31 protein-coding genes are annotated in these 25,048 nt (G+C 66.1%); 25 read left to right on the top strand and 6 right to left on the bottom strand.

The window, feature by feature from the left end; genetic code table 11:
* Positions 1-47 precede the first annotated feature (47 nt).
* Genes motA through LRS12_RS00250 form a run of 13 tightly spaced genes read left to right on the top strand, consistent with a single transcriptional unit; the run spans position 48 to position 9,372 of the window.
* Positions 48-932, top strand: a complete 885-nt coding sequence (motA, locus tag LRS12_RS00190) for a flagellar motor stator protein MotA (protein ID WP_257842751.1) — start codon at positions 48-50, stop codon at positions 930-932.
* Positions 907-1,239 carry an STAS domain-containing protein gene (locus LRS12_RS00195; protein WP_257842752.1) on the top strand — a complete coding sequence of 111 codons (333 nt, stop codon included), beginning with the start codon at positions 907-909 and terminating at the stop codon, positions 1,237-1,239. Before motA ends, LRS12_RS00195 begins: the two co-directional genes overlap by 26 nt.
* Positions 1,236-1,601, top strand: coding sequence for a response regulator (locus LRS12_RS00200; protein ID WP_257842753.1), 366 nt, complete (start codon positions 1,236-1,238; stop codon positions 1,599-1,601). Before LRS12_RS00195 ends, LRS12_RS00200 begins: the two co-directional genes overlap by 4 nt.
* Entirely contained in the window at positions 1,598-3,754 is a 2,157-nt protein-coding gene (locus LRS12_RS00205) for a chemotaxis protein CheA (protein WP_257842754.1), read from the top strand. The genes LRS12_RS00200 and LRS12_RS00205 overlap by 4 nt, the downstream gene beginning before the upstream one ends.
* On the top strand, positions 3,751-4,242 hold the full coding sequence (locus tag LRS12_RS00210) for a chemotaxis protein CheW (protein ID WP_257842755.1): 492 nt from the start codon (positions 3,751-3,753) through the stop codon (positions 4,240-4,242). Before LRS12_RS00205 ends, LRS12_RS00210 begins: the two co-directional genes overlap by 4 nt.
* 1 nt (position 4,243) lies before the next feature.
* The gene (locus tag LRS12_RS00215; protein WP_257842756.1) at positions 4,244-5,122 is read left to right on the top strand and encodes a protein-glutamate O-methyltransferase CheR; all 879 of its coding nucleotides are present in this window, start codon (positions 4,244-4,246) and stop codon (positions 5,120-5,122) included.
* Positions 5,119-6,171 carry a chemotaxis response regulator protein-glutamate methylesterase gene (locus LRS12_RS00220; RefSeq protein WP_257842757.1) on the top strand — a complete coding sequence of 351 codons (1,053 nt, stop codon included), beginning with the start codon at positions 5,119-5,121 and terminating at the stop codon, positions 6,169-6,171. Before LRS12_RS00215 ends, LRS12_RS00220 begins: the two co-directional genes overlap by 4 nt.
* The gene (locus LRS12_RS00225) at positions 6,172-6,561 is read left to right on the top strand and encodes a response regulator (RefSeq protein WP_257842758.1); all 390 of its coding nucleotides are present in this window, start codon (positions 6,172-6,174) and stop codon (positions 6,559-6,561) included. It abuts the gene before it with no gap.
* Positions 6,558-7,091 (top strand): chemotaxis protein CheD, encoded by a 534-nt coding sequence (locus tag LRS12_RS00230; RefSeq protein ID WP_257842759.1) that lies wholly within the window; start codon positions 6,558-6,560, stop codon positions 7,089-7,091. The genes LRS12_RS00225 and LRS12_RS00230 overlap by 4 nt, the downstream gene beginning before the upstream one ends.
* Before the next feature lie 11 nt (positions 7,092-7,102).
* On the top strand, positions 7,103-7,420 hold the full coding sequence (locus LRS12_RS00235; protein WP_257842760.1) for a hypothetical protein: 318 nt from the start codon (positions 7,103-7,105) through the stop codon (positions 7,418-7,420).
* A gap of 2 nt (positions 7,421-7,422) precedes the next feature.
* A complete protein-coding gene (locus tag LRS12_RS00240; protein ID WP_257842761.1) occupies positions 7,423-8,274 on the top strand; it encodes a flagellar motor protein MotB in 852 nt (283 codons plus the stop codon).
* 10 nt (positions 8,275-8,284) lie between these two features.
* Complete coding sequence (locus LRS12_RS00245) at positions 8,285-8,734, top strand: hypothetical protein (protein WP_257842762.1); 450 nt, start codon at positions 8,285-8,287, stop codon at positions 8,732-8,734.
* Positions 8,731-9,372: a PilZ domain-containing protein gene (locus tag LRS12_RS00250; RefSeq protein WP_257842763.1), complete on the top strand. Its 642-nt coding sequence runs from the start codon at positions 8,731-8,733 to the stop codon at positions 9,370-9,372. Before LRS12_RS00245 ends, LRS12_RS00250 begins: the two co-directional genes overlap by 4 nt.
* Positions 9,373-9,532: 160 nt before the next feature.
* Here the strand turns inward: LRS12_RS00250 and fliP are convergent, their stop codons facing one another.
* The 3 genes from fliP to LRS12_RS00265 are packed head-to-tail and all read right to left on the bottom strand — an operon-like array spanning position 9,533 to position 10,993.
* Positions 9,533-10,279: a flagellar type III secretion system pore protein FliP gene (fliP, locus tag LRS12_RS00255; protein ID WP_257842764.1), complete on the bottom strand. Its 747-nt coding sequence runs from the start codon at positions 10,277-10,279 to the stop codon at positions 9,533-9,535.
* Complete coding sequence (locus tag LRS12_RS00260; RefSeq protein WP_257842765.1) at positions 10,272-10,739, bottom strand: flagellar biosynthetic protein FliO; 468 nt, start codon at positions 10,737-10,739, stop codon at positions 10,272-10,274. The genes fliP and LRS12_RS00260 overlap by 8 nt, the downstream gene beginning before the upstream one ends.
* Complete coding sequence (locus LRS12_RS00265; protein WP_257842766.1) at positions 10,736-10,993, bottom strand: FliM/FliN family flagellar motor switch protein; 258 nt, start codon at positions 10,991-10,993, stop codon at positions 10,736-10,738. Before LRS12_RS00265 ends, LRS12_RS00260 begins: the two co-directional genes overlap by 4 nt.
* A 110-nt stretch (positions 10,994-11,103) precedes the next feature.
* On the opposite strand from LRS12_RS00265, the gene flgC reads away from it, so the two are divergent.
* Genes flgC through flhB form a run of 5 tightly spaced genes read left to right on the top strand, consistent with a single transcriptional unit; the run spans position 11,104 to position 13,968 of the window.
* Positions 11,104-11,511 (top strand): flagellar basal body rod protein FlgC, encoded by a 408-nt coding sequence (gene flgC, locus LRS12_RS00270; RefSeq protein WP_257842767.1) that lies wholly within the window; start codon positions 11,104-11,106, stop codon positions 11,509-11,511.
* A gap of 11 nt (positions 11,512-11,522) precedes the next feature.
* Positions 11,523-11,852, top strand: coding sequence for a flagellar hook-basal body complex protein FliE (locus tag LRS12_RS00275; protein ID WP_257842768.1), 330 nt, complete (start codon positions 11,523-11,525; stop codon positions 11,850-11,852).
* Positions 11,852-12,118: a flagellar biosynthetic protein FliQ gene (locus LRS12_RS00280; RefSeq protein ID WP_257842769.1), complete on the top strand. Its 267-nt coding sequence runs from the start codon at positions 11,852-11,854 to the stop codon at positions 12,116-12,118. The genes LRS12_RS00275 and LRS12_RS00280 overlap by 1 nt, the downstream gene beginning before the upstream one ends.
* 7 nt (positions 12,119-12,125) lie before the next feature.
* Entirely contained in the window at positions 12,126-12,884 is a 759-nt protein-coding gene (gene fliR, locus LRS12_RS00285) for a flagellar biosynthetic protein FliR (protein WP_257842770.1), read from the top strand.
* A gap of 4 nt (positions 12,885-12,888) precedes the next feature.
* Positions 12,889-13,968: a flagellar biosynthesis protein FlhB gene (gene flhB / locus LRS12_RS00290; protein WP_257842771.1), complete on the top strand. Its 1,080-nt coding sequence runs from the start codon at positions 12,889-12,891 to the stop codon at positions 13,966-13,968.
* Between the two features lie 84 nt (positions 13,969-14,052).
* Here flhB and LRS12_RS00295 read toward each other — a convergent pair whose 3' ends face one another.
* A complete protein-coding gene (locus LRS12_RS00295) occupies positions 14,053-14,478 on the bottom strand; it encodes a flagellar assembly protein FliX (RefSeq protein WP_257842772.1) in 426 nt (141 codons plus the stop codon).
* Positions 14,479-14,583: 105 nt separating this feature from the next.
* Between LRS12_RS00295 and LRS12_RS00300 the strand changes: the two genes are divergently transcribed.
* From LRS12_RS00300 to LRS12_RS00315, 4 genes are all read left to right on the top strand, one after another.
* Complete coding sequence (locus LRS12_RS00300) at positions 14,584-15,669, top strand: flagellar basal body P-ring protein FlgI (protein WP_257842773.1); 1,086 nt, start codon at positions 14,584-14,586, stop codon at positions 15,667-15,669.
* Positions 15,669-16,376 (top strand): rod-binding protein, encoded by a 708-nt coding sequence (locus LRS12_RS20205; protein WP_374579974.1) that lies wholly within the window; start codon positions 15,669-15,671, stop codon positions 16,374-16,376. The genes LRS12_RS00300 and LRS12_RS20205 overlap by 1 nt, the downstream gene beginning before the upstream one ends.
* 80 nt (positions 16,377-16,456) lie before the next feature.
* Positions 16,457-16,672: a hypothetical protein gene (locus LRS12_RS00310; RefSeq protein WP_257842774.1), complete on the top strand. Its 216-nt coding sequence runs from the start codon at positions 16,457-16,459 to the stop codon at positions 16,670-16,672.
* Positions 16,665-18,200 carry a methyl-accepting chemotaxis protein gene (locus tag LRS12_RS00315; protein WP_257842775.1) on the top strand — a complete coding sequence of 512 codons (1,536 nt, stop codon included), beginning with the start codon at positions 16,665-16,667 and terminating at the stop codon, positions 18,198-18,200. The genes LRS12_RS00310 and LRS12_RS00315 overlap by 8 nt, the downstream gene beginning before the upstream one ends.
* A gap of 72 nt (positions 18,201-18,272) precedes the next feature.
* On the opposite strand, the gene LRS12_RS00320 is transcribed toward LRS12_RS00315, so the two are convergent.
* Together LRS12_RS00320 and LRS12_RS00325 are read right to left on the bottom strand one after the other, a co-directional pair.
* Positions 18,273-18,689, bottom strand: coding sequence for a flagellar basal body protein (locus LRS12_RS00320; protein WP_257842776.1), 417 nt, complete (start codon positions 18,687-18,689; stop codon positions 18,273-18,275).
* A 4-nt stretch (positions 18,690-18,693) separates the two neighbouring features.
* Positions 18,694-21,231, bottom strand: a complete 2,538-nt coding sequence (locus LRS12_RS00325) for a hypothetical protein (protein ID WP_257842777.1) — start codon at positions 21,229-21,231, stop codon at positions 18,694-18,696.
* A gap of 226 nt (positions 21,232-21,457) precedes the next feature.
* On the opposite strand from LRS12_RS00325, the gene fliG reads away from it, so the two are divergent.
* From fliG to fliF, 3 genes are all read left to right on the top strand, one after another.
* Positions 21,458-22,489 (top strand): flagellar motor switch protein FliG, encoded by a 1,032-nt coding sequence (gene fliG / locus LRS12_RS00330; RefSeq protein WP_257842778.1) that lies wholly within the window; start codon positions 21,458-21,460, stop codon positions 22,487-22,489.
* 10 nt (positions 22,490-22,499) lie between these two features.
* A complete protein-coding gene (locus LRS12_RS00335; protein ID WP_257842779.1) occupies positions 22,500-23,180 on the top strand; it encodes a FliH/SctL family protein in 681 nt (226 codons plus the stop codon).
* Positions 23,181-23,421: 241 nt separating this feature from the next.
* Positions 23,422-25,041, top strand: a complete 1,620-nt coding sequence (gene fliF / locus LRS12_RS00340) for a flagellar basal-body MS-ring/collar protein FliF (RefSeq protein WP_257842780.1) — start codon at positions 23,422-23,424, stop codon at positions 25,039-25,041.
* Positions 25,042-25,048: the final 7 nt, after the last annotated feature.

Raw genomic sequence — 25,048 nt, forward strand, 5'->3', positions numbered from 1 at the left:
CCTATAATCCACGGGAACATCGAACACGGCAGGGGACCGCCAACGTCATGATTAACGGCGTCGGATTCATCATCATCATGATCTGCGTCTTCGGCAGCTACATCATGGCTGGCGGCAAGATGGAGGTTATCCTCCACGCGCTGCCCCACGAGATGATGGCGATCGGGGGCGCTTCGATCGGTGCATTTCTGGTGGCCAACCAGATGTCCGTGGTCAAGGCCGCGGGCAAGGGCATCGGCAAGGCGTTCAAGGGCAGTCGCTGGAAGGACAGCGACTATCGCGACCTGCTGACGCTGATGTTCGGCTTGCTGTCGGCGTTCAAGAAGGGCGGCGCGACCGCGATCGAGCCGCATCTGGATTCGCCTAAGGACAGCCCGATCTTCAGCCGGTTCCCGCGCCTGATCGCCGACCATCACCTGACCGAGTTCATCTGCGACTATCTGCGCATGATGACGGTGAATTTCGAGGATCCGCACCAGATCGCCGAGGCGATGGAAAACGATATCGAGGCGCACCACCATCACGAGATGCACCCGCAGCATGCGCTGCAGCAGATGGCCGACGGCCTGCCCGCGATCGGCATCGTCGCCGCAGTGCTGGGCGTCATCAAGACGATGGGGTCGATCGACCAGCCGGTCGAGATCCTGGGTGCGATGATCGGCGGTGCGCTGGTCGGCACTTTCCTCGGCGTGCTGCTGTCCTACTGCTTCGTTGGCCCGCTGGCCTCCAAGCTGGGTCAGGTGATCGAGGCCGACTGCAAACCCTTCACCATCGCCAAGACCGCCATCGTCGCGCACGCCCAGGGCATGCCGACCCAGGTGGCGATCGAAATCGCCCGTCGCGCGACGCCTTCGGACAAGGCGCCGAGCTTCCAGCAACTTGAAACCGCGCTTGAGGAGGCAAAGAGTGACTTCGCAGCCCAACCAGCTTGAACTCGCCCCGTCGCCGGGCGGGGTCGTCGAACTGCCCGTACATGGCGTCACCGTCACCGCCGAGGAGCTGAGGGTCCGCCTCGTGCTCGCCGCCGATTTCGGCGACGGCGTCATCGTCGACGCGAGCGCCGTGGAAAGCGTCGGCCAGGCCGTGCTGCAGCTGTTGCTGGCCGCGCGTGCCGAGGCCGAAGCGGACGGGAACCGCTTCCACATCCTGAACCCCAGCCCCGCTTTCCTGGCCCGGATCGAGGCGCTTGGTCTGAGCGACCGATTGGGCCTGAGCAAGACAGAGGAAATGCAATCGTGAGCAAGCTGATTCTTACCGTCGACGATTCCGCCAGCATGCGCATGCTGCTCAAGGCATCGCTCAGCGCACAGGGGTTCAAGATCGAGGCCGCCAACGATGGTCGCCACGGTCTGGAGCGGATGCAGGAGGTCAAGCCCGACCTGCTCATCACCGACATCAACATGCCCGAAATGGACGGCTTCGAGCTGATCGAAGCGGTGCGTGGCCTGCCCGAATTCCGTGGCACGCCGATCCTGGTCCTCTCGACCGAATTCTCGGACGAGAAGAAGGCACGCGCCCGCTCAGCCGGAGCCACCGGCTGGATCACCAAGCCGTTCGAGGCCGAAAAGCTGGGAGCGGCGATCCGCCGCGTCTGCCCATGAGCGACGATATGGACGATATCCAGGCGATCTTCTTTGAAGAATGCGCCGAGGGGCTGGCTGCCGCCGAACAGGGGCTGTCGGCGATGCAGGCGGGCGACGTGTCGCCCGGCACGATCGCGGCGGTGTTCCGCGCGGTCCACTCGATCAAGGGTGGCGCGGGTGCATTCGGCCATGTCGCGCTGACCGCCTTTGCGCACAAATTCGAAAACCTGCTCGACGAAGTGCGCGCGGGCCGGATCGACCCGACCCCGGGAACCGTCGGCGTGATGCTGTCGGCGCTCGATGTCCTGTCCGACCATGTCGGTGCGTCGCAGGGCACGGTGCCGCTGCCCGATGACGCTGCGTCGCTGGATGCGATCCAGGCGATCCTCGATGGTGAGGCCGCGCCCGCCGCGACCGCGCCCGCGCCGGTCGAAGTTGCGCCCGTCGTCGAGGCCGCGCCGATGGATGTCGATCCGTTCGGCTTCGAGCCCGTCGCGGTTGCGCTCGACTTCGACTTCGATGCTGCCGAGGAAGCCCCGGCCACGCCGGAAGCCGCCGCGGCCGAAGCCGTTTGGCGCGTCGAATTCGGCCCGTCGCGCGACGCGATGGCCGCTGGTGCCGAGCCGATCCTGGTCATCCGCGAACTCGAGGACAATGGCGGCCGCGTCGTCGGCGTGGACAGCAGCGCGCTGCCCAGCCTGCGCGACCTCGACCCCGAAATGGCCTATCTGCGCTGGACGATCGAGCTGCCCGGCTGGACCGAGGAAGCCCGTATCAACGATGCGTTCGACTTTGTCGCACCGGATTCGCACATCGCGATCTCGCGGGTCGAGCCGCCCATGGTCGAGGCTGCTCCGCAGGTCGAAGCCCGCACCGAGCGACTGGACGATGCGCGCGCGCTGATCGAGCAGGTCGCTGCCGCCACCGCCGCTGCGCCGACGCTGGCCGTCGTGCCCGCCGCGCCCCCGCCCGCCGGGGACTCGGGCTCGCAGACGATCCGCGTCGACCTGGTCAAGCTCGACATGCTGCTCAACCTGGTCGGTGAGCTGGTCATCCGCAACTCGATCCTGTCCGATCGCTTGAGCGCGAAGGATCAGGAGCGGGTCGAACTGCCCGAACTCGCCCGTCTGACGCGCGAGATTCAGGACAATGTGATGAGCCTGCGCGCGCAGCCGATCAAACAGGCGTTCAGCCGCGTGCCGCGGATGCTGCGCGACCTGATGGCCGAGACCGGCAAGCAGGTGAATTTGCAGACGTTCGGCGAGATGACCGAAGTCGACAAGGGCGTGATCGAGAAGATCGGCGACCCGTTGACGCACCTCATCCGCAACGCGGTCGATCACGGGCTGGAAAGCACGGAGGAGCGTCTGCGCGCCGGCAAGTCGGCCCAGGGTACGATCGTCCTGTCCGCCGAACAGAAGGGTGCTCGGATCATCGTCACCGTGTCAGACGACGGCAAGGGCATCGATCGCGCCCGGGTCCGCGCCAAGGCAATCGAAAAGGGTATTGTCCCCCCCGATGCGGTACTGACCGACGAGGAAATCGATCAGCTGATCTGCGCCCCCGGTTTCTCCACCGCGGCGACGATCTCGAACATTTCGGGTCGCGGCGTGGGCATGGACGTTGTCCGCTCGAACGTCGAGGCGCTGGGTGGCCGGGTCGAGATCGCTTCGGTTCCGGGCAAGGGAACCAGCTTTACGCTGGTCCTCCCGCTGACCCTCGCAATCCTCGACGGCATGGTCGTTCGCCTTGCCGGACAGCGCTTCGTGCTCCCGCTCGCCACCGTGATCGAGGCAATCCGCCCCGAGCCGGGCCAGGTCAGCGCGACCACGCCGGGCAGCGAAGTGATCGAGATCCGTGGCGACTATCTCCCGGTGCGCCGCCTGACCCAGGTGTTCGGGCTGCACGCCAACGAAGATCGACCGGTGCACGAAAGCCTGGTCATCATCGTCGAGAGCGAGAGCGCCGGCCGCGTCGGCCTGCTCGTCGACACGATCGACGACCGCCGCGAGGTGGTGATCAAGAGCCTCGAACAGAATCTCCACCCGATCCGCGGTCTGGGCGGCGCCACCATCCTGGGTGACGGTTCGATCGCACTCATCCTCGACGTCGAGGCGCTCGTCGCCCCGGCCGGCCAGACCCGCAACCTCCTGAGAGGACTCGCAGCATGAACGACCAAGAAACCCCTGCCGACGAGATCAAGATCGTCACCTTCACCCTGGGCAACCGCGCGTTCGGCATCGACATGCGCTCGCTGATCGAAATCCGCGAATGGGCCGAGCCGACGCCGCTGCCCGGCGTTCCCGGCTACATCCTGGGCGTCACCAACCTGCGCGGCACCGTGGTGCCGGTGGTCGGTCTTGCCGAGCGCCTCGGCTGGACCCCGAGCGAGATCCACGCGCGTTCGTGCGTGCTGGTCGTCAACATCGCGGGCAAGCAGGCCGGATTCCTGGTGGACGAGGTCGATGACATCGTCGCGATCCAGGAAAGCGCGATTCAGGCGGCACCCGATGTCGAACTGCAGGAATCGAACGTGATCTCGGGCCTGGTCCAGATCACCGCCCGCGCCCGCGATGGAAGCGAGCCGAGCGCCCAGATGGTGCTGCTGCTCGATCTCGACGCGCTGTCGATCACCCGTCACCTGGACCTGGCTGCCTGATATGAGCACGTCGCTGGCGCCTGCGCCCATGAACCCGCTGCTGTCCGACGGTGCTCCGCCGCTGGGCGACAGCGAGTTCGCGGCAATCGCGCGGATCATGATGACCGAGGCACGCATCAGCCTGCCATCGACGAAGAAGGTGCTGGTGCACTCGCGCCTGTCGCGCCGCCTTCGCGAACGCGGACTGGCGTCGTTCAAGGACTATATCGCCTTTGCCGAGAAGGATGCGGAGGAACTGCGGCTGCTGGTGACGGCGCTGACGACGAACCACACGCATTTCTTCCGTGAGAGCCATCACTTCGACCATCTGCGCGATGTGCTGGTGCCGAAGCTGAAGAGCGATCCGAGCCGCGCGCCCGTGCGGATCTGGTCGGCCGGCTGCTCGAGCGGCGAGGAAGTCTATACGCTGGCCATGACGCTGATGGGCACCGACCGTGCCCAGGCGGAATGGATGCGCAACCGCGACATCCGTCTGCTGGCGACGGATATCTCGGAGCCGGTAGTCAACGCCTGTGCCGAAGGCTTCTATGCCGCGCAGGGCGTGGACGGCGTACCCGAAGCCTATCGCAAGGCGTGGATGGTGCCCGAAGGCAGCGGCTATCGCATGGCAGAGGCGGCGCGTGCGCTGGTGACGGCGCGGGTGCTCAACCTGTTCGGCGAATGGCCGATGCGGCAGCGCTACGATGCTATTTTTTGCCGCAACGTGATGATCTATTTCGACGATACTGCGAAGGCGGAGCTTGAGGCGCGCCTGGTCGAGCTGCTCAAGCCCGGCGGCTATTTGTACATCGGTCACAGCGAGCGGCTGATCGGCCCGGCGGTGGCGCGGATGAAAAGCTGTGGCAACACGATCTATCAGCGCACGGACGGTGCCGCATGAACCGGGTCCGTGCACTGATCGTCGACGACAGCGCGTCGATGCGGGCGGCATTGACGCGCATCCTGTCCGGTGACCCCGAGATCGAGGTGATCGGGGCGGCCCCCGAGCCGCACACGGCGCGTGAGATGATCAAGGAGCTCAACCCCGACGTGCTGACACTGGACGTCGAAATGCCGGGGATGGACGGACTGTCGTTCCTTGAGCGGATCATGCGGCTGCGCCCGATGCCGGTTGTCATGTGCTCGTCCCTGACGGCGGCGGGTGCCGAGGTCACGATCGAGGCACTGCGCCTCGGCGCGGTCGACTGCATCGCCAAGCCAGCGGGCGGCCCGGTCGAGTTGGCGCTGGGCGCGGAGCAACTGCGCGCGACGGTGAAGGGTGCCGCACGCTCGCAAGCGCGCCGCGGCCAGCCCGCGCCCGCCGCGACGCGCCAGCCCCCTGCCCCGGCCCCGGGCCAGCCGCCGTTCCGCGATGTCGTGATTGCGATCGGCGCTTCGACCGGGGGCGTAGAAGCGCTGTTCCACGTTCTGGGCGAACTGCCGCAGGACTGCCCGCCGGTGCTCGTCGTCCAGCATATGCCGGCTGCATTCACCGCCAGCTTCGCCGCCCGGCTTGACCGCGGCTGCGCGGTGCGGGTGGTCGAGGCTACCGACGGTGCGCAGCTCCAGCGCGGCACGGTTTATATCGCGCCGGGCGGGTCGCATCACATGGTGCTCGACGGCGGCACACGCGGCCGCATCAAGCTGGTCGCAGCCGATCCGGTCAACGGCCACCGCCCGTCGGTGGACATGCTGTTCGATTCGGTTGCCAAGCTGGGCAGGTCGGCGGTCGCCGCGATCCTGACCGGCATGGGCAGCGATGGCGCGAACGGCATGCTGGCGATGCGCCAGGCCGGTGCGCGCACCTTTGGCCAGTCCCGAGACGATTGCGTCGTGTGGGGAATGCCGCGTGCGGCGCTCCTGACCGGCGCAGTCGAAACCGAAACCAGCCTGTCCTCTATGGCAGGTGCCATCCTCGCCGCTTCGCGCGGCAAGCATCAGGAGCGTTAAATGCCCGCCGCGTCAGCTATCCGAGTCATGGTCGTTGACGACCAGACGAGTATGCGCGCGATGATTCGTCGCGCCCTTCAGGATTTTGGGTTCAAGGACATCCGCGACAAGGGGACCGCGCCCGAAGCGCTGTCCGCGATGCGCGCCGATCGCGTTCACCTCATCATCTCGGACTATAACATGCCCGAGATGGACGGCCTCGAATTCCTCGAGACCGTCCGCAACGACGCGGTCCTCGCCAAGACCGTGTTCATCATGCTCACCGGATCGTCCGACCGTGAGGTCGTGGCGAAGGCGGCGGCATTGGGGGTCAACAATTATCTCGTGAAGCCCTTTGCGCCGGCAGCGCTGAAGGAAAAGATCGAGCGCGTGTTCGGCGATCTGACATGACCGTCGCGACCGCCAGCAAGATCACGATCATTCAGGGCGAGTTTGCGGTCATCTCCAAACCGGAGACCGTGATCTCGACCCTGTTGGGATCGTGCATCGCCGTATGCCTGCACGACGCCCGTGCACGCATCGGCGGGATGAATCATTTCCTGCTGGGGGAGCCGAGTCCGGATCACAAGGTCAGCCAGTCCGAGCTGCAACGCTATGGCGTGCATGCGATGGAACTGCTCATCAACGGGATGATGAAGGCCGGGTCGGAACGGTCGCAGTTGCGCGCGCACCTCTATGGCGGCGCAAACATCATCGCCGGCCTGGGCGGGATCGGGACGGCCAACGCCGCCTTCGCGCTGCGCTTTCTGCAGACCGAAGGGATCGCCATCGGCCTCAATGACACTGGCGGCACACAGCCGCGCAAGGTGGAGTTCCGGCCCTATGACGGGAAGATCCGGTGCACCTATGTCGCCGAGCCGCCGCCCGTCACCCTGCCGCCCAAAATGCCCGCTCATGGCGGCGAAATCGACCTCTTCTGAAGGGTTTAGCAATGCACGACCAGAGCAAGATCCCCGGCACCGGCCAAGACCGGCTGATCAGCGCGCTGCACGGCGCGGTGGCCGGCGAGCTGCGCCATGTGCGGGTGCTGATCGAGGAACTTGCCGAGGCGCTGGTTTCCGACGAGCATTTCGTCGACCGCTACCTCGACAAGCTCCAGGCGTTCGACCTGCTGGTCCAGTGTACCGAGGAAAGCGCTGCGGTGCTCGACCGGCTGGCTGCGGGCGCCTGTACCCAGAGCGCGATCGCACCCGTTCGGCTCGGCCAGATCCATGAACGGCTCCAGGCCGCTCTGCACGCGGCGCACTGATCATGGCGAGCTACGCCCCCAATACCCGACCGATCGTCATCCGAAAGGTCAAGAAGGTGGTCGGCGGCCATCATGGTGGCGCGTGGAAAGTTGCCTATGCCGATTTCGTGACCGCGATGATGGCGTTCTTCATGCTGTTGTGGCTGATCAGCACCCCCGAAAAGGAAAAGCTGAAGGGGCTGGCCGAGTATTTCTCGCCCGGTCCGCCGATGGTGGGCAGCGCAGGCAGCGCTGCAGGCGGCGCGCAGTCGGGATCGGGCGGGCATGGCCGCGCCAGGAACGCCGACCAGGCCAAGGCGGCCGGCGTCCCGGCGATGGAGGCCCAGAGCATCGGCACCGCGCGCGGCGGCACCGCGACGATCCCCGACGCGACGATGCGCGTGCTTGCGCAGGAACTGCGCATCTCGCTCGACGCCATCGCAAGCGATGAAAGCGCCCAGCAAAAGATCGAGTCGGACGAGGACGGGTTGCGCATCACGCTGATGGACAGCGTGCGCCAGCCGATGTTTCGCCCGGGCACCGCCCAGCTCAACGATTTTGCCCGCCGTCAGCTCGGCGCGGTCGCCGACAAGCTGGTCAAGTCCGGCGCTCGGCTGACGATCGAGGGGCATACCGACGGCGCAGGCGGCGACAATGAGGCCAATTGGCGGCTGTCGGGCGAGCGTGCGCTGGCGGCGCGCACGGTGCTGCTCGGCGGCGGGATCACCGCAGACCGCATCGCGGGCGTGATGGCGCGCGGCGCAAGCCAGCCCATCTATCCGGGGGAGCCAGGTCGCGCCGAAAACCGCCGCATCACGATCATCGTCAAGGGCGAGTCCCCCGCCACCCCTGCCGATTCAAGTTTCAAGCTGTGAGCCGAGGACAATGAAGAAGATCCTGTTCCCCCTCGTCCTGTTGATCACGGGCGGCGCGATCGGCGCCGGAAGCGGCTATGCCACCAACTTTCTTCTCGGCACCCCGGCCGGGGCGACCACGGCCAAGCCGGAGCCGGTAGTGGAAGAGCCGGGCACGTTCGTCGCGCTGCCGCCGATGACCGCACCGCTCGTTCTGAAGGACGGCAAGCTGTCGGGCTATGCGACGTTCGAGGTCCAGCTCGAAGTCGGCGAGGGCGAGGCCGAGGCGGTAACCGCACGCCTCCCCTTCCTGCAGCATGCGATCAACCTGCGCACCTTCAAGGTTCCCCTGGCTGCGGGCGCCGACGGCATGCTGCCCGATCTGGACAATTTCCGGCGCGTCGTCATCGAAGCCGCGCGCGAAGCAGTCGGCCCGGGCAAGATCCGCAAGGTCGCGATCACCAAGGCGGAGCCGGCATGATGTACAGCGACAGTCCGCAATCCTGGGAAGCCGATTCCGCCGCGGTCAATGACCGCCGCAGCGGCGGCGATACACGCCTCGTCACCACGCTGCTCGTCGGGCGGCTGGTAACCCCGCGCGGTGACGTGGTGTGCCGCGTCCGCAACATCTCCGAAAATGGCGCGCGCGTCGAATGCGCGTTGCCGCTGTCGCGTGACGACAAGGTGCAACTGGAGCTGCGCGGGGCCGAACTGCTTGAGGCCGAAGTCGCCTGGGCACAGGGCGGTGCTTGCGGGCTGCGGTTTCTGTCACCGGTTCCGGCGGAGCTGATCCTGAAGCCGTCGCCACAGGAAAAGGGCTGGCACAACCGCTTGCCGCGGCTGGAGACCGAATGCGCGGTGCTGGTGACATGCGACGGGCGTCGCCTGTCCGCGACGCTGCGCGACATCAATCAGCTCGGGATGCGGGTCGAGGGACTCAACCGTCCGCTGACCCAGGGGACGCTGTCGGTCCACATCCCGGAGCTGGGGACGGTCAACGCCGCGATCCGCTGGCAGCGCGAGGACGCCGCAGGGTTGCAGTTCCTGACCCCGCTGCGGTTCGAGACGCTGTCGGCCTGGCTGATCAATCCCGCGAGCCGGTTCGGGCGGCGGGACTAGCTCTATCCCCCTCCCTGCGTGCTGGGAGGGGTCGGGGAGTGGCTGCGCGCGCCTGCGCGCCGAACAGACTTGGTGCCTTGACGGCAAAGCGGCGGACGAGGCATCGAGCTTCGTCCGCCGCAAACCCACCCCTAGCCGCTCCCTTCCAGGGAGAGGAACTCTACCCCGACCCGAAACTTCGGATCAGGCTGCCCGCGACCAGTGCCCAGCCATCGACCAGCACGAAGAAGATGATCTTGCACGGCAAGGCAATCGTCGTTGGTGGCAGCATCATCATGCCCATCGCCATCAGGACCGCCGCAACGGCAAGGTCGATGACGAGGAAGGGCAACAGTAGAAGGAAGCCAATTTCGAACGCGCGCCGCAGTTCGGAGATCATGAAGGCGGGGATCAGCGTACCGAGCGGCACCTCCGCGCGGGTTTTGGCGGGTTCGGCGGCAAGACCGTTGAACAACGCGATATCGTCGTCGCGAACCTGACTCAGCATGAACTTGCGGAACGGCGCGGCGGTCTTTTCGAACGCCACGTCCTCGCTGATCTTGCCTTCGGTATAAGGCTTGATCCCCGCTGTCCATGCCGACTCCAGAGTTGGCGTCATCACGAACATCGACAGGAACAGCGCTAGGCTGATGATCACCGGGTTCGGCGGCACGCCCTGTGCGCCAAGGCCCGTACGCAGCAGCGACAGCGCGACGACGATGCGGGTGAACGAGGTCACCGTCATCAGGATGCCGGGCGCGAGGCTGAGCACGGTGAGCAGCGCGACCATGCCGATCGCCTTACCGCTCATCGACCCGCCCGCCAGATCCAGAGGCGAGCCGCCGGCCCCCGCGCCCGCTGCAGCGGCGGCAGTGGCAGGGGCGAGCAGCAGGACCGCCGCGATGCCGTAGCGCAGCAGCTTAGGCATGTCCGGCGATCCGAGCGTTCGCGAAGCTCTGGAAGCGTTCGAGGTTGCTGAGGAACGCGGTCGATCCGGCATCGTCACCGCCGTCGCGGGCTGCGTCGAACATCGGGGTCATCGCCACCGGCGCGGCCTCGACCGACGCGGCAATGACAGGCTGGGGTGCCGGCGCGTCGAGCAGGCGCAGCGCGGGCGCGTCGGTGCGCGCCTCATGCAGCACGACGTTGCCCTCAGGTGCCATCAGTACGAGATGCTCGACATTGTCGCGGCGCACGAGCAGCAGCGAGCGCTTTGGATCGACGGTCAGCCGCTCCACCACTTCGAGGCGCTTGTCCGGCGTGCCGCCCGTTCCGAGCCGTCCGGGCAGGCGGATGTCGAAGCGACGCACCGCCCACAGCGCACCACCAAGCAGGCCGAGCACCATGGCGAGCGCACCGAACATGCGCAGCAGGGCGAGCGCGGTCATGCGACTGCACTCGCGGGGAGGACTTCGGAAATCTCGATCGACATGTGCTCGCCGCTCACGATCACCCGCCCCCGCGCGACCAGCGTGTCGTTGACGTAGATCAGCGTCGGATCGGCGTCGGTGCTGTCGAGCGCAACGATCGCGCCGCGGCTCATCTTGAGCACCTCGCGGATCGGCAGCCGGGTGGACCCCAGCACGATCGACAGTTCGACCATGATATCGTTGAGCACGGCATTCCCCTGCGTGTTCGTCATGCGATGTTTATAGGCGGCAGAAATTGCCCCCGGTCCGACCGACCCGGAAAAACTTGCCTATAAGGAAAGCGTCGGGGGCAATTCCTGCCCGCCGCGCCGGATTTGGGAACATGGACCTCAAAAGTGCCGTCTCGGTCTCCGCCTCGGGCCTGCGTGCCCAGTCGCTGCGGATGCGCGTGATCGCCGAGAACCTCGCCAACCAGAGCTCGGTGTCGCAGACCCCGGGCGGCGACCCCTATCGCCGTCGCGTGGCAACTTTTGCCGCCGAGGTGGATCGCGCGACCGGCGCGACCAAGGTATCGGTCAAGGGGGTCGCGACCGACAAGTCCGCGTTCCAGCGCGTCTATCAGCCGGGCAACCCCGCTGCCGACGCCAAGGGCTATGTGAACATGCCCAACGTCAACGGGCTCGTCGAGACCGCCGACCTCAAGGCCGCACAACGCTCTTACGAAGCCAATCTCAGCGCCATCGAAGCCGCCAAGGGCATGACGATGCGCACCATCGACCTGCTGAAATAAGGATCGCAGCCATGTCCATCGGAGCACTCGACGCCGCCAGCGCCTATGGCCGTGCCGCCGGCATCTCGCCGCTCTCGCGCGGCCCCGGCATCGGCGGTCCCGGCGCGGCCGACGCCCCCGTCGCGGGTGGCTTTGGCCAACTCGTTCAGGGCATGGTCGGCGATGCGACATCGAGCCTCAAGGCCGCCGAGACCGCATCGGCGCGCCAGATCGCAGGCAAGGGCGACCTGATCGACGTGGTGACCGCGATGGGCGCCGCCGAAGTCGCGCTCGACACCGTGGTCGCGGTGCGCGACCGTGTCGTGAACGCCTATTCCGAAATCATGCGGATGCAGATCTAGTGGACGCGAACGCCGCCATCGAGATCGGGCGCGCCGCGCTGATCCTGACGCTGACCGTCGCCGGGCCGTTGCTGTTCGCCGCGCTGTTCACCGGCGTCGCGATCGGCTTGCTCCAGGCGCTGACCCAGATCCAGGAACAGACGCTGACCTTCGTGCCCAAGATTATCATCATGGGGATCACCCTGCTGCTCAGCTTTCCGATGATCGGCTCCGCGCTCGGCGACTTCATGCACGTGCTGGGCGACAAGATCGTCCAGGGCGGCTGACGCGCCGATGATCGAAGACCTGCCGCTGCACGCCACCGCCTTCCTCATCCTGTTCGCGCGGGTCGGGTCGGTACTGATGCTGCTGCCGGTCTTTTCCGAAGACGCCGTCCCCGCGCAGATCCGCCTGTTCGCGGGAATGGGCATGACGCTGGGCCTGTGGGGTTTTCTGTCGGCCAAGGTCATCCCGATGGCGGCGGTCACCGATCTTCAGCTTGCCGCGATCCTTGTCGCCGAGTTGCTGGTCGGCATTGGCCTCGGCCTTATCATGCGGATGATGTACCAGGCGATCTCGATCGCCGGGTCGCTGATCAGCCTTCAGATCGGACTGACCTCAGCGATAGTGTTCGACCCCGGCCAGTCGGGGCAGGCACCGTTGCTGTCGCGGTTCGTGGGTGTCGCCGCAGCGGTCGTCTGCTTCGCGATGGCGGTCCACCATTTGTGGATCGGTGCGCTGATCAAGTCATACGGCCTGTTCCCGATCGGGGCCATTCCCAACAGCCAGGATTTCGCTGACCTTGCGGTGCGCGTCGCGGGCAATTCGCTCGCGCTCGGCGTCTCGCTCGCCGCGCCGCTGCTGGTCTATGGCATCGTGTTCAACACCGTTCTCGGCCTCGTCGCGCGCGTCGCGCCGGCGTTGCAGGTCTTCTTCATCGCGCAGCCGCTCAACCTGCTGCTCGGCATCACCATTACCGCCGCGACCTTGGGGGCGACGCTCGTCACCTTCGCGAACAGCATCGCGGCGTGGATGAACATGGGCTGGAGCTGACGCGATGGCCGGTGGATCGGAGTCGGAAGACAAGGACTCGAAAACATTCGCCCCCAGTCAGAAGCGCATCGACGATGCGCGGAAAAAGGGCGATGTGCCGATGGCACCGGAGATGCGCCAGGCCGCGATGTTCGCCGGGCTGGTCGTCGTCACCGGAGGACTCGGCGCGCACGCGATCTCCAACCTCGCCGGATCGCTCGCGCGCATCTGGGGCCGCGCCGACAGCTTTCTGTTCGAGCCCCAGGGAGCGCAGGCGTTCGGCGGCTTCATTCTCGGCGAGGTCGCCATGGGCATCCTTCCGCTGCTCGGGGCCCTGTTCGGCTTCGCGCTGCTGGGAGGTCTGATGTCCGGGCGCCCGATGATCAGCTTCAGCCGGATTGCGCCCAAATGGTCGAAGATCAATCCGATCTCCGGTTTCGGGCGCATGTTCGGGATGAAGGGGCTGGTCGAGTTCGCCAAGACGCTCGCCAAGCTGATCGCTGTCGCCGGGATCGGCGGGCTGATCCTCTGGCCCTTTCTACCCGGTTTCGAAAAGATGGTCGGGATCGGCCCCGGCACGATCATCGACCTGGCGCAGACCATGGTGTGGAATGTTCTCGTCATCGTCGTCGTGCTGGTCGCAGCGATCGCCGGATTCGACTTTATCTACCAGCGGCACAACTGGACCAAGCAGAAGATGATGTCCCTCAAGGACATGAAGGACGAGCACAAGGAACAGGAGGGCGATCCCAAGGTCAAGGGCAGGATGCGCCAGATCGGGATGAAGCGGTCGCGCCAGCGGATGATGCAGGCGGTCCCTACCGCCACTGTCGTCATCACCAACCCGACCCATTATGCGGTCGCGCTGCGTTACGATCACGGCGCGATGAACGCGCCGATCGTGGTGGCCAAGGGCACCGACGCCATCGCGCTCAAGATCCGCGAGATCGCCACCGCCAACGGGGTTCCGCTGGTCGAAAACCGCCCGCTTGCCCGCGCGCTGCACGCCAGCGCCGAGATCGACCACCCGATCCCGCTGGAGCATTATCAGGCGGTGGCCGAGGTCATCAGCTATGTGATGAAGCTGGCACGGGGTGGAGCGTAGCTTTGTACGACATTCAATGTCCCCTCCGTTGGAGGGAGGTGAGCCAGCAGATCACCCGTTAACCATCTCTCTTGAGATTCGGGGTCAGACCGTGCGGTCGTGCTTCGCCAGCTCGACGCGGACGCGCAGCTCGATTTCGCGGGCGATGTCGGCGAGCGCTGGGTCTTCGGGCATCTCGAACGCGGCCGCCCATTGAGCGAGCGCATCGAGTGCTTTTTCCTCGGGCACGCCCTTCACCCCCGCAGCATGAAGCTGGTCGAGAATCTCGAGCCCGCGTGCGGCCGGGCGCGCCTCGCGGCGGCGCTTTTCCTGCGGGGTTTCCAATGCGGTGGCTGCGGCGAGCAGGACATGGACCGTGGTCGATGCCTGCAAGGTCGGGGCGGCCTGCTGCCCCTGCTGGGGCGCTTCGGGCATCTCCATTTTCGGGAGCGTCAGGCGCAGGGCGGCGTCGGACTTCGACAGTGCATTGAGCACCATCTGGACCGGCATCGGGACACCCTCGATACGCACTGCTTCTGTTCTCCGCGAAGACCGGAAGGGCCTTTCCCTTTCTATAAGAAGATTAACGCGGTTCCGGAGACGATGGACAGGTTTATGCGCATTTTGACACTCCTGATGCTGGCCCTCGCGCTCGCGGTGCCCGGCACTGCCGCTGCGAACAGCACGCACCGGATCAAGGACATCGTCGATATCGAGAATGTCCGCCCCAACCAGCTGGTCGGATATGGCCTCGTCGTCGGCCTCGCCGGCACTGGCGACCGCACGCGAAACACCCCCTTCACCGAGGAATCGATGCAGGCGATGCTGGAGCGGATGGGTGTCAATGTGCGCGGATCGCAGCTCAAGACGATGAACGTCGCGGCGGTATCGATCACCGCGACCATGCCGCCCTTCGCGCGCGCTGGATCGCGGATCGACGTCACCGTATCCGCAATCGGCGATTCCACCAGTCTTCAGGGCGGGACGCTGATCGCCTCGTCGCTCCGTGCACTCGACGGCGAAATCTACGCGGTCGCGCAGGGCCAGGTCTCGGTCTCCGGCTTCAAGGCACAGGGCGCGGCGGCGAGCATCAGCCGTGGCGTCTCCACCTCTGCCCGAATCGCGGATGGCGCGATCATCGAGCGCGAAGTACCCTTTGCGCTGCGCAGCTCGACCAGCCTCAAGCTGGCGCTCAAGAATCCCGATTTCACCACCGCGAACATGATTGCGGGCACGATCAACGGGGCCTTTGCGGGGACCGCCGAGGTGCTCGACCCCGCGACGGTCGAAATCAAGCCCGGCCCCGGCTTTCCCGGATCGGTGGTCGACCTGGTCGCGCGGATCGAAAACCTGCCGGTCCGTGTCGATCAGCCGGCGAAGGTGATTGTCAACGAAGCCTCGGGCACGGTGGTGATGGGCGCCAATGTCCGCGTCAGCCCGGTCGCGATCGCGCAGGGCGGCTTGACCATCAGCGTCGCGGAATCGCCGCAAGTGTCGCAGCCCGCGCCGCTGTCACAGGGCCAGACCCAGGTCGTGCCGCGCACCCAGGTCACGGTCGATGACGGCACCGGTCGTTCGCTCGGAACGCTGGGCGGCGAAACCTCTCTCGCCGCGCTGGTTGCGGGCCTCAACGCGCTCGGCGTCAGCCCCCGCGACCTGATTACCATCCTTCAGGCTATCAAGAGCGCCGGCGCGCTCCAGGCCGACATCGAGGTGCAATGATGAGCCCCCTTTCCACACCCGCCGCCGCGACCACCGGCACCGCGCCCAGCGTCCCCAAACCCAAGAGCAAGGAGACCGCGCAGGCGTTCGAAGCGGTGTTCATCGGCCAGATGACCCAGTTGATGCTCGAAAGCGTCGAGGAGGGCGAGTTTTCCGGCGGGCATGGCGAACAGATGTTCCGCGGCGTGCTCGCCGAGAACCTGGGGACCGCGATCGCCGCCAAGGGCGGCATCGGCCTCGCGCCCGCAGTCATGGACCAGATCATCAAGCTCCAGGGGGCAATCCGGATGGAAACTGAACTCCTCGACCTGTTCCGCTCACTGGCGTCGATCAGCGCGGAGGAAACATTGCTGCTTCAGCATGGCCGTCGCGGCGAAATCGCCGAGCTGGTCCAGGCCAAGTCCCGCCTGGTCGGCGCGGTCGACACAGAAGTCGCACGGCTCGACCGGACCAACCCCGCCTGGCGCGAGGCGCTGGACGCTGACACCCGCGCCGAGCTGGCAACGCTCGCCGGGCAGCTGCGCGATATTTGCGCCACCAACGGCGCGACGCTCAAGCGCCAGATCGACCTGTCGAACGAAATGATGGGGGAAATCGCCGCCGACGCCCGCCGCCGCCACGGTAGCGGCAGCGCCGCCTATGGCGCGTCGGGCGCGATGACGGGAACCGGGGTGGCGGTGCCGATCTCGGTCAACGCCAGCTTTTGAAGCCCGGTCTGATCGCCGCGCTGGCGGTGCCGCTCGCAGTTCCGTTGATCGCCACGGCCGCTCCCCCGCGCACGGGTGCGATGCTGATCGTGCCGGTCATGCCTGCGCGTCAGGCCGAGATGATCGACTGGATTGCTCGCGCCGATGCGGATCTGCTCGGCACGGGACCGGTGCGCGGATCGCTGATCGTCACCGGAAACAGGGATGCAATCATGCGGGAGACGTGGAGCCACGGCGCCATCGTACTCGCCGCGCGGCCTGTGGGCTGCACCGGAAGGAACGGATGGAATGACTGAGCTGACGCTAGATGCAATCCGCAAGGCGGGTTTGACGCTGGTGATGGCGGTTGCCGCCGCCCTGTCGGTCGCGCTGCTCGCAGGGATGCTGGTGACCGGTGCCGACAGCTTTGTGACCGTCGCAATCGCGCTGGTCGCACTGCTCGCCTACCCCACCTGGCTCTGGAGAAAGGGTGCGACCGACAGCACCGCGCGCATCGCCGTCAGCATGGCGGTCGTCGCGATCCCCGCGCTGATGCTGTTCGCGTTTCGCGGCATGGCGTGGCAGGTCGACCTGCACATGGCGTTCTTTGCCGCACTCGCGATCACCGCAGTGCTGTGCGACTGGCGAGCGATCATCGGCGCCACGCTGGTCGTCGCGGTACATCACCTGATCCTTGGCATGGCGGTGCCCGACTGGGTGTTCCTTGGCGGCACATCGATCGTGCGCATCCTGATGCACGCCGCGATTCTGCTGGCCGAAGCCGGAGCGCTGGTCTTCATCTCCGCGCGCGTCGTCGCCCTGCTCGACGCGGTCGCGCAGAAGGATGCGGCGCAGCGTGCAACCGAAGCCGCAATCACCGCCGAGCGCGAATTGCGCATGTCCGAACTCGAAAGCGCCACCGCCGCGCTGGCACGCGGGCTGGAGGGGCTGAGCCGGGGCGAACTCTATCATCGCATCGCGGGCACGATGCCGGTGAGCTATGCGGCAATTCAAGCGCACTTCAACCAGGCGATCGAGTCGCTGCGCATGCTGGTTCAAGCGGTGTCGAGCGGAGCATCACAGCTCGACGGCAATTCGACACAGATCGCGCACGCCGCCGGTGATCTCGCCGCGCGCAGCGAACGCACCAGCGCGCGGATCGAGGAGGCTTCAGCCGCCATCGTCCAGATCGACACGCGGCTGAGCAACGGCAACGCCACCGTGCGTGAGACTGTGGAACGCGCCGACGAGGCGATCGACAGCGTACGGCTAGGCCGCAGCGTCACTGACGGCGCAGTGCAACAGATGGAGCAGGTTGCGGTGAGCGCCAGGGGTATCGACGGTGTCATCGAAGGGCTCGACAAGATCGCGTTCCAGACCCGCGTCCTTGCGATGAACGCTGCCGTCGAGGCGGGACGCGCGGGCGAGGCCGGGCGCGGATTTGCGGTGGTCGCCGACCTTGTCGGCCAGCTCGCGATGCGCTCGGAGGAAGAGGCCAAACGCGCGCGCGAACAGCTCACCTCTACCCAGGATCAGGTGGCGAATGCGGTCACCGCGATCGGCCAGGTCGATGGTGCACTCAACGGCATCGAACAGGTGGTCGAGGGCGTCCACCGGCTGCTGACCGGCATGGCCGAGGATTACGGATCGCACGCCAGCGCGCTGAGTGAGGTCAGTTCGGCGTTCACCACGCTCAACGAGCTCACCCAGCAGAATGCGGCGATGGTCGAGGAAAGCAATGCAGCCGCACGTGCCCTGTCCGACGAGGCACGCGCGCTGGCACGGCTGACCGAGCGGTTCGCGCTCGAGGACGATGCGGCACCCGGACTGCGCCACGCGGCCTGAACCTCGGGACCGGCAAACAAAAAGGGGCCGCCCCAGCCGGGACGGCCCCCTTTTGTGTGTTCGGAAACGGTGTCAGCCGCCGCCCTTGCGGCCAAGCGCCGACTGCATCAGTCCCTGGCTCTTGCGGTAGAGGCTGGTCATCGCGGCGAAGTCGGCCTGGATCTGGCCCATCTTGAGCAACTGATCTTCCAGCGTCACATTGTTGCCGTCGGGCTTGGTCTCGCTGGTGTTCGCATCGAGCATCATGCTCCCCGCCGAAATCGGCGCGCGCGCGCCGAGTGCGGCCATGCTGCCGGTGATCTGAACCCGCGGTCGCGCGATCCCGGCGCTGCTGGCACCGGCATTGACCAGGTCGCTAAAGTCAGGCGTGCGCACGTCACGCGCCTTGAAACCCGGCGTTTCGCTGTTCGCGATATTCTCGGAAATCACCCGCTGGCGTTCCGAGAGGTGCTTCATGTTGCGGGCGATCCCGCCGATCAGGTCGGTCATGGTTTCAGAACCCTATGGAAGTCGAGGGACCGGAGCCGAGCCGACTCAGCGCCGCCTGGTAGTTGGCGAGCTGCGCCTGTTCGCGCGCGGTGCTTCCGCCCTTTCGGGCGCCCTCGACCATCGCGAGCTTGGTATCATCCCAATATAGCGAGCGATAACCCGTCTGGGACATGGACAGCGCGGATTTGAGCTTGGCGAGCGTCTCTTTCGCGGACTTGGTGTCGGCGATCGACAGCGACGGATTGAGGCCAAGGCCAAAGCTGCCGCCCGGGCGCACCCGCGGCCCCTTGGGGTCGAGCGGTTCCATGCCCGATACGCGTGCGGCGGGAAGGCCGAGCTTTTCGAGCGCGTCGCGGCCCGCCGGACCGGCGATAAACTCGATATCGACCCCCGCCTTGGGCGAAACGCGCAGCATCGCGCCATCGTCCTTTCTGGGCGTGGTCACCAGCGCCTTGGCCCCGGTGATCTTGCGCACCTTGTCGGCCAGCGTGGTCAGCGTTTCGTCCTTGCCGATCGTGATCGTGCGCAGGACGCCACCGGCGACGCGCATCTGGAAGCTGTCACCCGCGCGCAGGCTGGTCCCGGTAGTGAGCTTGAGCGACCCGTCGGGGGTGGCCACACCGCGCCCGAAGCCGAGGGCATCGACTTTGCTCGTCCCGCCCTGTGAGGCGGCGAGGCGGACCGGTTCGGTGCGCAAGGTCGGCTGGCCGAACTGGGTGATCTTCTCGATTCCGCCCGTCGCCGGATCGATCCGCGCGACGAAGCCATCAGTCGGACCGCTGCGCGTCCCGCCGAGATCGCCGGTGGTACGACCGCCCACATAAAGCTTGCCATTGGAAAAGGCGACGCTGTCGACCTGTTCGTTGCCCGCAGTGCCGAGATAGGTCACCGCCATGCCCGATCCGTCTGCGGCGAGACGCGCGACAAAACCGTCGCGGCCACCGCTGGTGCCGTTGACCTGCGCTCCGGGCAGCGCCGAAAGCGTCGTCCCGCCGATCGCGATCGATCCGTCGGGCGCAATCGCGATGGCACGCGCGTCGGCGGTACCCAGATCCACCGTACCCAGGACGGTCGCGGGATTTGCGGGGTCGAGGAAATGCAGCTTCGAAGTCGCGCCTTCCTTGGTGAGGGCAGCGAGGCGGCCATCGGCGGTCATCGCCATTGCCGTGATGCTCTCGTCCCCGGCGCCGGGGAGCTTGACCCGCGCGCTCACCGCGCCGGTGCCGCTGAGCCGGGCGACAAAGGCGTCGCCCCCGCCCTGCCCCGCGCGCCCGCCGACCAGGATCGCGCCGTCGTCGGCGATCGCGATGCTGGTCGCGCGATCCTCACCAACCGATCGGATGCGGCTGGCGAACATCTCGTCGCCATTGCTGCCATAGCGCGCAACGAGCATATCCGCGTCGGCGCTGGTCCCGTCGAAATTGCCTGACACAGTGCCGGCGACGACCACATCGCCATTTTCCGCCACCGTGACTGCCGCGCCCGAGGCGCTGTCGGCGGCACCCAAAGCGCGTTGCCAGACAACATTGCCGAGGCTGTCCATCTTGGTGAGGTACAGATCCTGCGTCCCGGCGGCCCGCAGTTCGTCGAGATCGCCCGACGCGGTGCCGACGACATAGGCAAAGCCATCGGCATCGGTCGCAATGGCGTCGGTGGTGGTCGCCACCGCCTTGGTCGTCAGGCGATCCTTCGCCTCGATCGTTGCCAGCGTCTTGTTGGTCATCGCCGCTTCGGGATCGTCGATGCGCAACACGCGCGCGGCGGTCGGTGTTTCGAGTCCCGTGCGGCCGGTGGCAACGATCAGCGAGTCTGGGGCGTCGACCTGATCGATCGACACCGTCTCCAGCCCCTGACGGTTGATGCTCATCGCCCAGCCGTCTTCGGTCTTCTTCGGCTCGAAACTGACCTTCCATTTGGGGGTCGGGTCGCCATTGGTGTCGAGCACGACATCGCCATTGGCATCGCGCATCGGAATGTTGGCGATCGCCTGGTTGACGAGATTGGCGATGCTGTCGAGCGTCGGCGGCTCGGGCAACGTACCCAGGTCGATCACCACCGTGTCGATCGAGCTGCCGCGCTCCAGCGTCACCCGGAACCGCTCGGTCCCCGACATTTGCGACAGCACCTCATCGCGTTTCGCGACGACGCCCTTGCCGGTGACGCTGACGCTCAGCCGATCGGTACCCGGCACCACGGCCGCGCTGTCGGCACGCCGCACCGGCTGGCCGAACGACAGCTCCAACTTATCGGATGGCGCCGTGCCCATATAGGTCTGGAGATCGGCCAGCCCCTTGGCGAAGGTCGTGGCGAGTTGCGTTCGCTCCTTCGCGCTCAACCCCGGCTTGGCAGCTGTCTCGGCGAGAAGGTTGAGCCGGTCGAGCGCCTTCCAGGTCGTAAACGCGGTCTGGACATCGGTGGGCAGCGCGCGGTGGCCGGTCAGCGGCTTGTCGATGATCGTGGCAAGACGGCGGATTTCGGCGACCTGGGTCGAAATCGAGCCCGAGGGGCCGGCCTGACGCCAGGGCGGCGTCGTTTCGGGCAAGGTGAACTGGGCCTTGGCCTCACGTACGGCCTTGCTCTCGATCGTCAGGCCCCCGACGCCGAAAACCAGCTCGTATCGGCACCCAGCAGGGTCAACCCTGCCAATCCCGAATTGATGTTCATCTTGCTGTCCTCACGCGACCGGGAACCCCCTTTCGAGTCCATAATAGAGGGGTCGTGCGCGATCCCGACGGGTTAACCACGAATAAATGCAGGGGACTATAACGATGATGATGACTCCGGTCGTGGAACCGCCAGAATTTAAGCGGTTGAACATGCGCGAGCGTGCCGCCGCGCTGATGCTGGCGCTCGGCCAGGAACACGGCGCCCCGATCTGGGAACAGCTGTCGATCGACGAGGTTAAGGAGCTGTCGCAGAGCATGTCGCAGCTCGGCCGGATCCCGTCGAACCTGGTCGAACACCTGCTCAACCAGTTCCAGGCCGAAATGTCGTCGATGACCTCGTGCCACGGCTCCTACGAGACGACCGAACGGCTGCTCAACAGCGTGCTCGATTCCGACCGGGTCAAGGAGATCATGGAGGATATCCGTGGTCCGTCGGGCCGGACGATGTGGGACAAGCTGTCCAACGTCAACGAAGGCGTGCTGGCTGGATATCTGCGCAACGAATATCCCCAGACCATCGCCGTCATCCTGTCCAAGCTGAAGTCCGACCATGCAGCGCGCGTGCTCGGCGCGCTGCCGCGCGACATCGCGGTCGACGTGGTGCAACGAATGCTGCGCATGGAAACGGTGCAGAAGGAAGTTCTGGCGCAGGTCGAGGCGACGCTGAAGACCGAATTCATGGCCAACTTCGCCCGCGCCCAGCGCCGCGACCCGCATGAAGCGATGGCCGAGATCTTCAATGCGATGGATCGCTCAACCGAGGAAAGCATGCTCTCCGCGCTCGACGGTCGCTCACCCGATTCCGCGGACCGTATCCGATCGCTGATGTTCACCTTCGAGGATCTGGGCGGCCTGTTGCCCGCGTCGATCGCGGTCATCGTCCGCCAGGCCGACAAGCGTCAGATGGCGCTGGCGCTGAAGGGCGCGCCGGAGAATATCCGCTCGCTGTTCTTCTCCACGATGACTGAACGCTCGGCAAAGCTGCTGCGCGAGGACATGTCCTCGATGGGACCGGTGCGCGCGCGCGATTGCGAAGAGGCACAGACTGCCTTGGTCCGCCTTGCCAAGAACCTCGCCGATATGGGGGAGATCGTGCTGGTCGATCCCAAGAGCGACGACACGATGATCATCTGAGGTGCGCCCCATGGATATGTCTTTCAGCACCCGGCCCTTCGGCTTCGACCGCGTGTTCACCGCGCGCGAGGTCAACCGCACCGTCGAACATGACGACACGATCTCGCTGGTCATCAAGATCGAGTCGCTTGAGGACGAGCTGGCGCATTTGCGCAAGATGCAGAATGAAGAGTTGGCGCGGGCGCGCGCCGACGCCTTTCAGGCGGGAATGGACGCCGCCCGGTCGGATCGCGAGACCGCGCTGCTCGCTGCGATGGACGCGCTCCATTCAGAAGTGGAGGGCATGGTCGAGGAGCGCGCCGGTTTCCGAGCGGACACCGCGCGCGAGGCCGCCGAACTGGTGCTGACGGTGGCACAACATCTTGCCGGTCATCCGTTGCTCGCCTCTCCCGCCCAGGCAATCGACGACGCGATTGGCCGCGCGCTGGCGCAGGTCGCACGCGGAACCGAATTGATCGTGCGCGTTCACCCCGACATGGCCGTGCAGATCGAGGAGCGGATCGCGGACCGCCAGGCCAATGACCGCCGCCGCCTCAACCTGCACGTCACCCATGACGCGACCCTGGCGCCTGGTGACGCGCGGATCGAATGGGACGAGGGCGGGATGGTGCTCGACCGGGGAATGCGCGAAGCCGCAGTGCTGCACGAACTCAACAATCTTTTTCCCGTCGACGACAGGAAGGCGGCCTGATCCTCTATACTTAATGTGTCGGACGGCTCGGCTCCCCTGCCCGGCCCCCCTCCGCATTCGAACGCCCCCGGACTCCCCCGTCCGGGGGCGTTTTTGCTTCGAGACAACTCCGCTGGATGAGGTGCGGCACCGGTCCGAAACCCACTCGGCAATTTTTTCCCACCGGCAAAACCTGCCGCCCGCGACGCATCTATAATTGATCCGAGGGACATGCCGTCCCGGGTCGCTGATAGGGTGCCGCTTGGAGCAGGTTAAAGGGCTGATCGCGCAATTGGGGGCCAAGCGGCTCATCATCATGGGCGGCGTCGCGGCATTGATCATGGCGGCGCTGGCGATGGTCGCGCTGCGTGGCGAGAACACCACCATGGGGTTCCTCTACACCGATCTTGATCCCTCGGCCGCAGCTGCGATCACCGAAAAGCTCAAGTCGCAGAACGTCCCCTTCGAACTGTCCGCCGACGGCACCGCCGTGATGGCACCGGTCGACAAGCTCGCCGAGCTGCGCATGGCGATGGCCGGCGAGAAGCTGGGCGGCAAGATCGGCTATGAAGTGCTCGACCAGGAACAGCCGTTCGGCGTTTCGGCGAGCCGCGCCAAGATGAACGAAACCCGCGCAATCGAGGGCGAGCTTGTCCGCTCGATCCAGAGCCTCGATGCGGTGTCGGGCGCGCGCGTCCATATCGTCATGCCCGAGCGCGCAATGTTCGCCGCCGAGGCACGCGCGGCGACCGCATCGGTCACGGTCAAGACCAAGGGCCGCCTGCCCGCCGAAACGATTCAGGCGATCCGCTACCTTGTTTCCTCCGCCGTTCCCGAATTGTCGCCCGAATCGGTGTCAATCGTCGACCAGTCGGGTGCGTTGCTTGCTCGCGCGGGCGAACAGGGCGCGGCAGGCGGCGGCAGCGTCGACGAGCGCCAGGCACAGATCGAGGCGAAGATGCGCGAGGAAATCATCGCGCTGCTCGAGCCCGTCGTCGGCCAGGGCAAGGTCCGCGCCGAAGTCGCCGCACAGATTGATCGCGACGCGACCCGCGAGGAATCCAACGTCTATGATCCCGACAAGCAGGTGATCGCACGCCAGGTGACGGTCGAGAGCGACGATCAGAGCCGCGAGAACAACGAAGAACAGGCCGTCACCGTCGGCAACCAGTTGCCCGAGGCGCAGCAGCAGCCGGTCGGCGCGGCGGGTGGCCAGACCAGCCAGCAGGCGCGCAAGGAAAACTCCGAAGACACGACCTATGCCAACAGCTCGACCCGCAGCATCGTCACGCGCGAACCGGGCAAGCTGACCCGCCTGTCGGTCGCGGTCACCATCGACGGCGGTGCGGCCGGCCTGCCCGAAGCGCGCAAGGCGCAGCTGACCCGGCTGGTCGAGAATGCCGTGGGCATCGACACCGAGCGCGGCGACAGCGTCGTGGTCGAAAGCCTGGCCTTTGCCGCCCCTGCGGAACCGGCCGATGCGCAGTCCAGCTGGTACTCTTACTTCACGTCGGACCAGGTGGTTGGACTGCTCAAGATCCTGCTGGTCGGCGCGATCGGCCTGATCGTGCTGCGCATGCTCCGCTCGCGTGCCAACAAGGAGGCGGCGGGCGATCCCGCCGCACCGCCGATGCTGCCGAGCGACAAGAATGCCGAGATGCTGGCCATCGCGCAGCAGGCCGCCGATGGCGACCCCGAGGCACTCAAGCAGCTGGAGGCGATGCAGGGCACAAAGCCCGACGTCCCGCTGCTCGACCACGATGTCCAGCTCAACAATGTCGATGGCCAGATCAAGGCGTCGCATCTGCGCAAGGTGGGCGACATGGTCGCCGGCAACGCGCCTGAAGCGACCGCAGTGATCCGCCAGTGGATGAACGCATGATGGAGAC

Origin of the sequence: Sphingomonas sp. J344 (genome assembly GCF_024700005.1) — a bacterium.
Taxonomy (GTDB): domain Bacteria; phylum Pseudomonadota; class Alphaproteobacteria; order Sphingomonadales; family Sphingomonadaceae; genus Sphingomonas.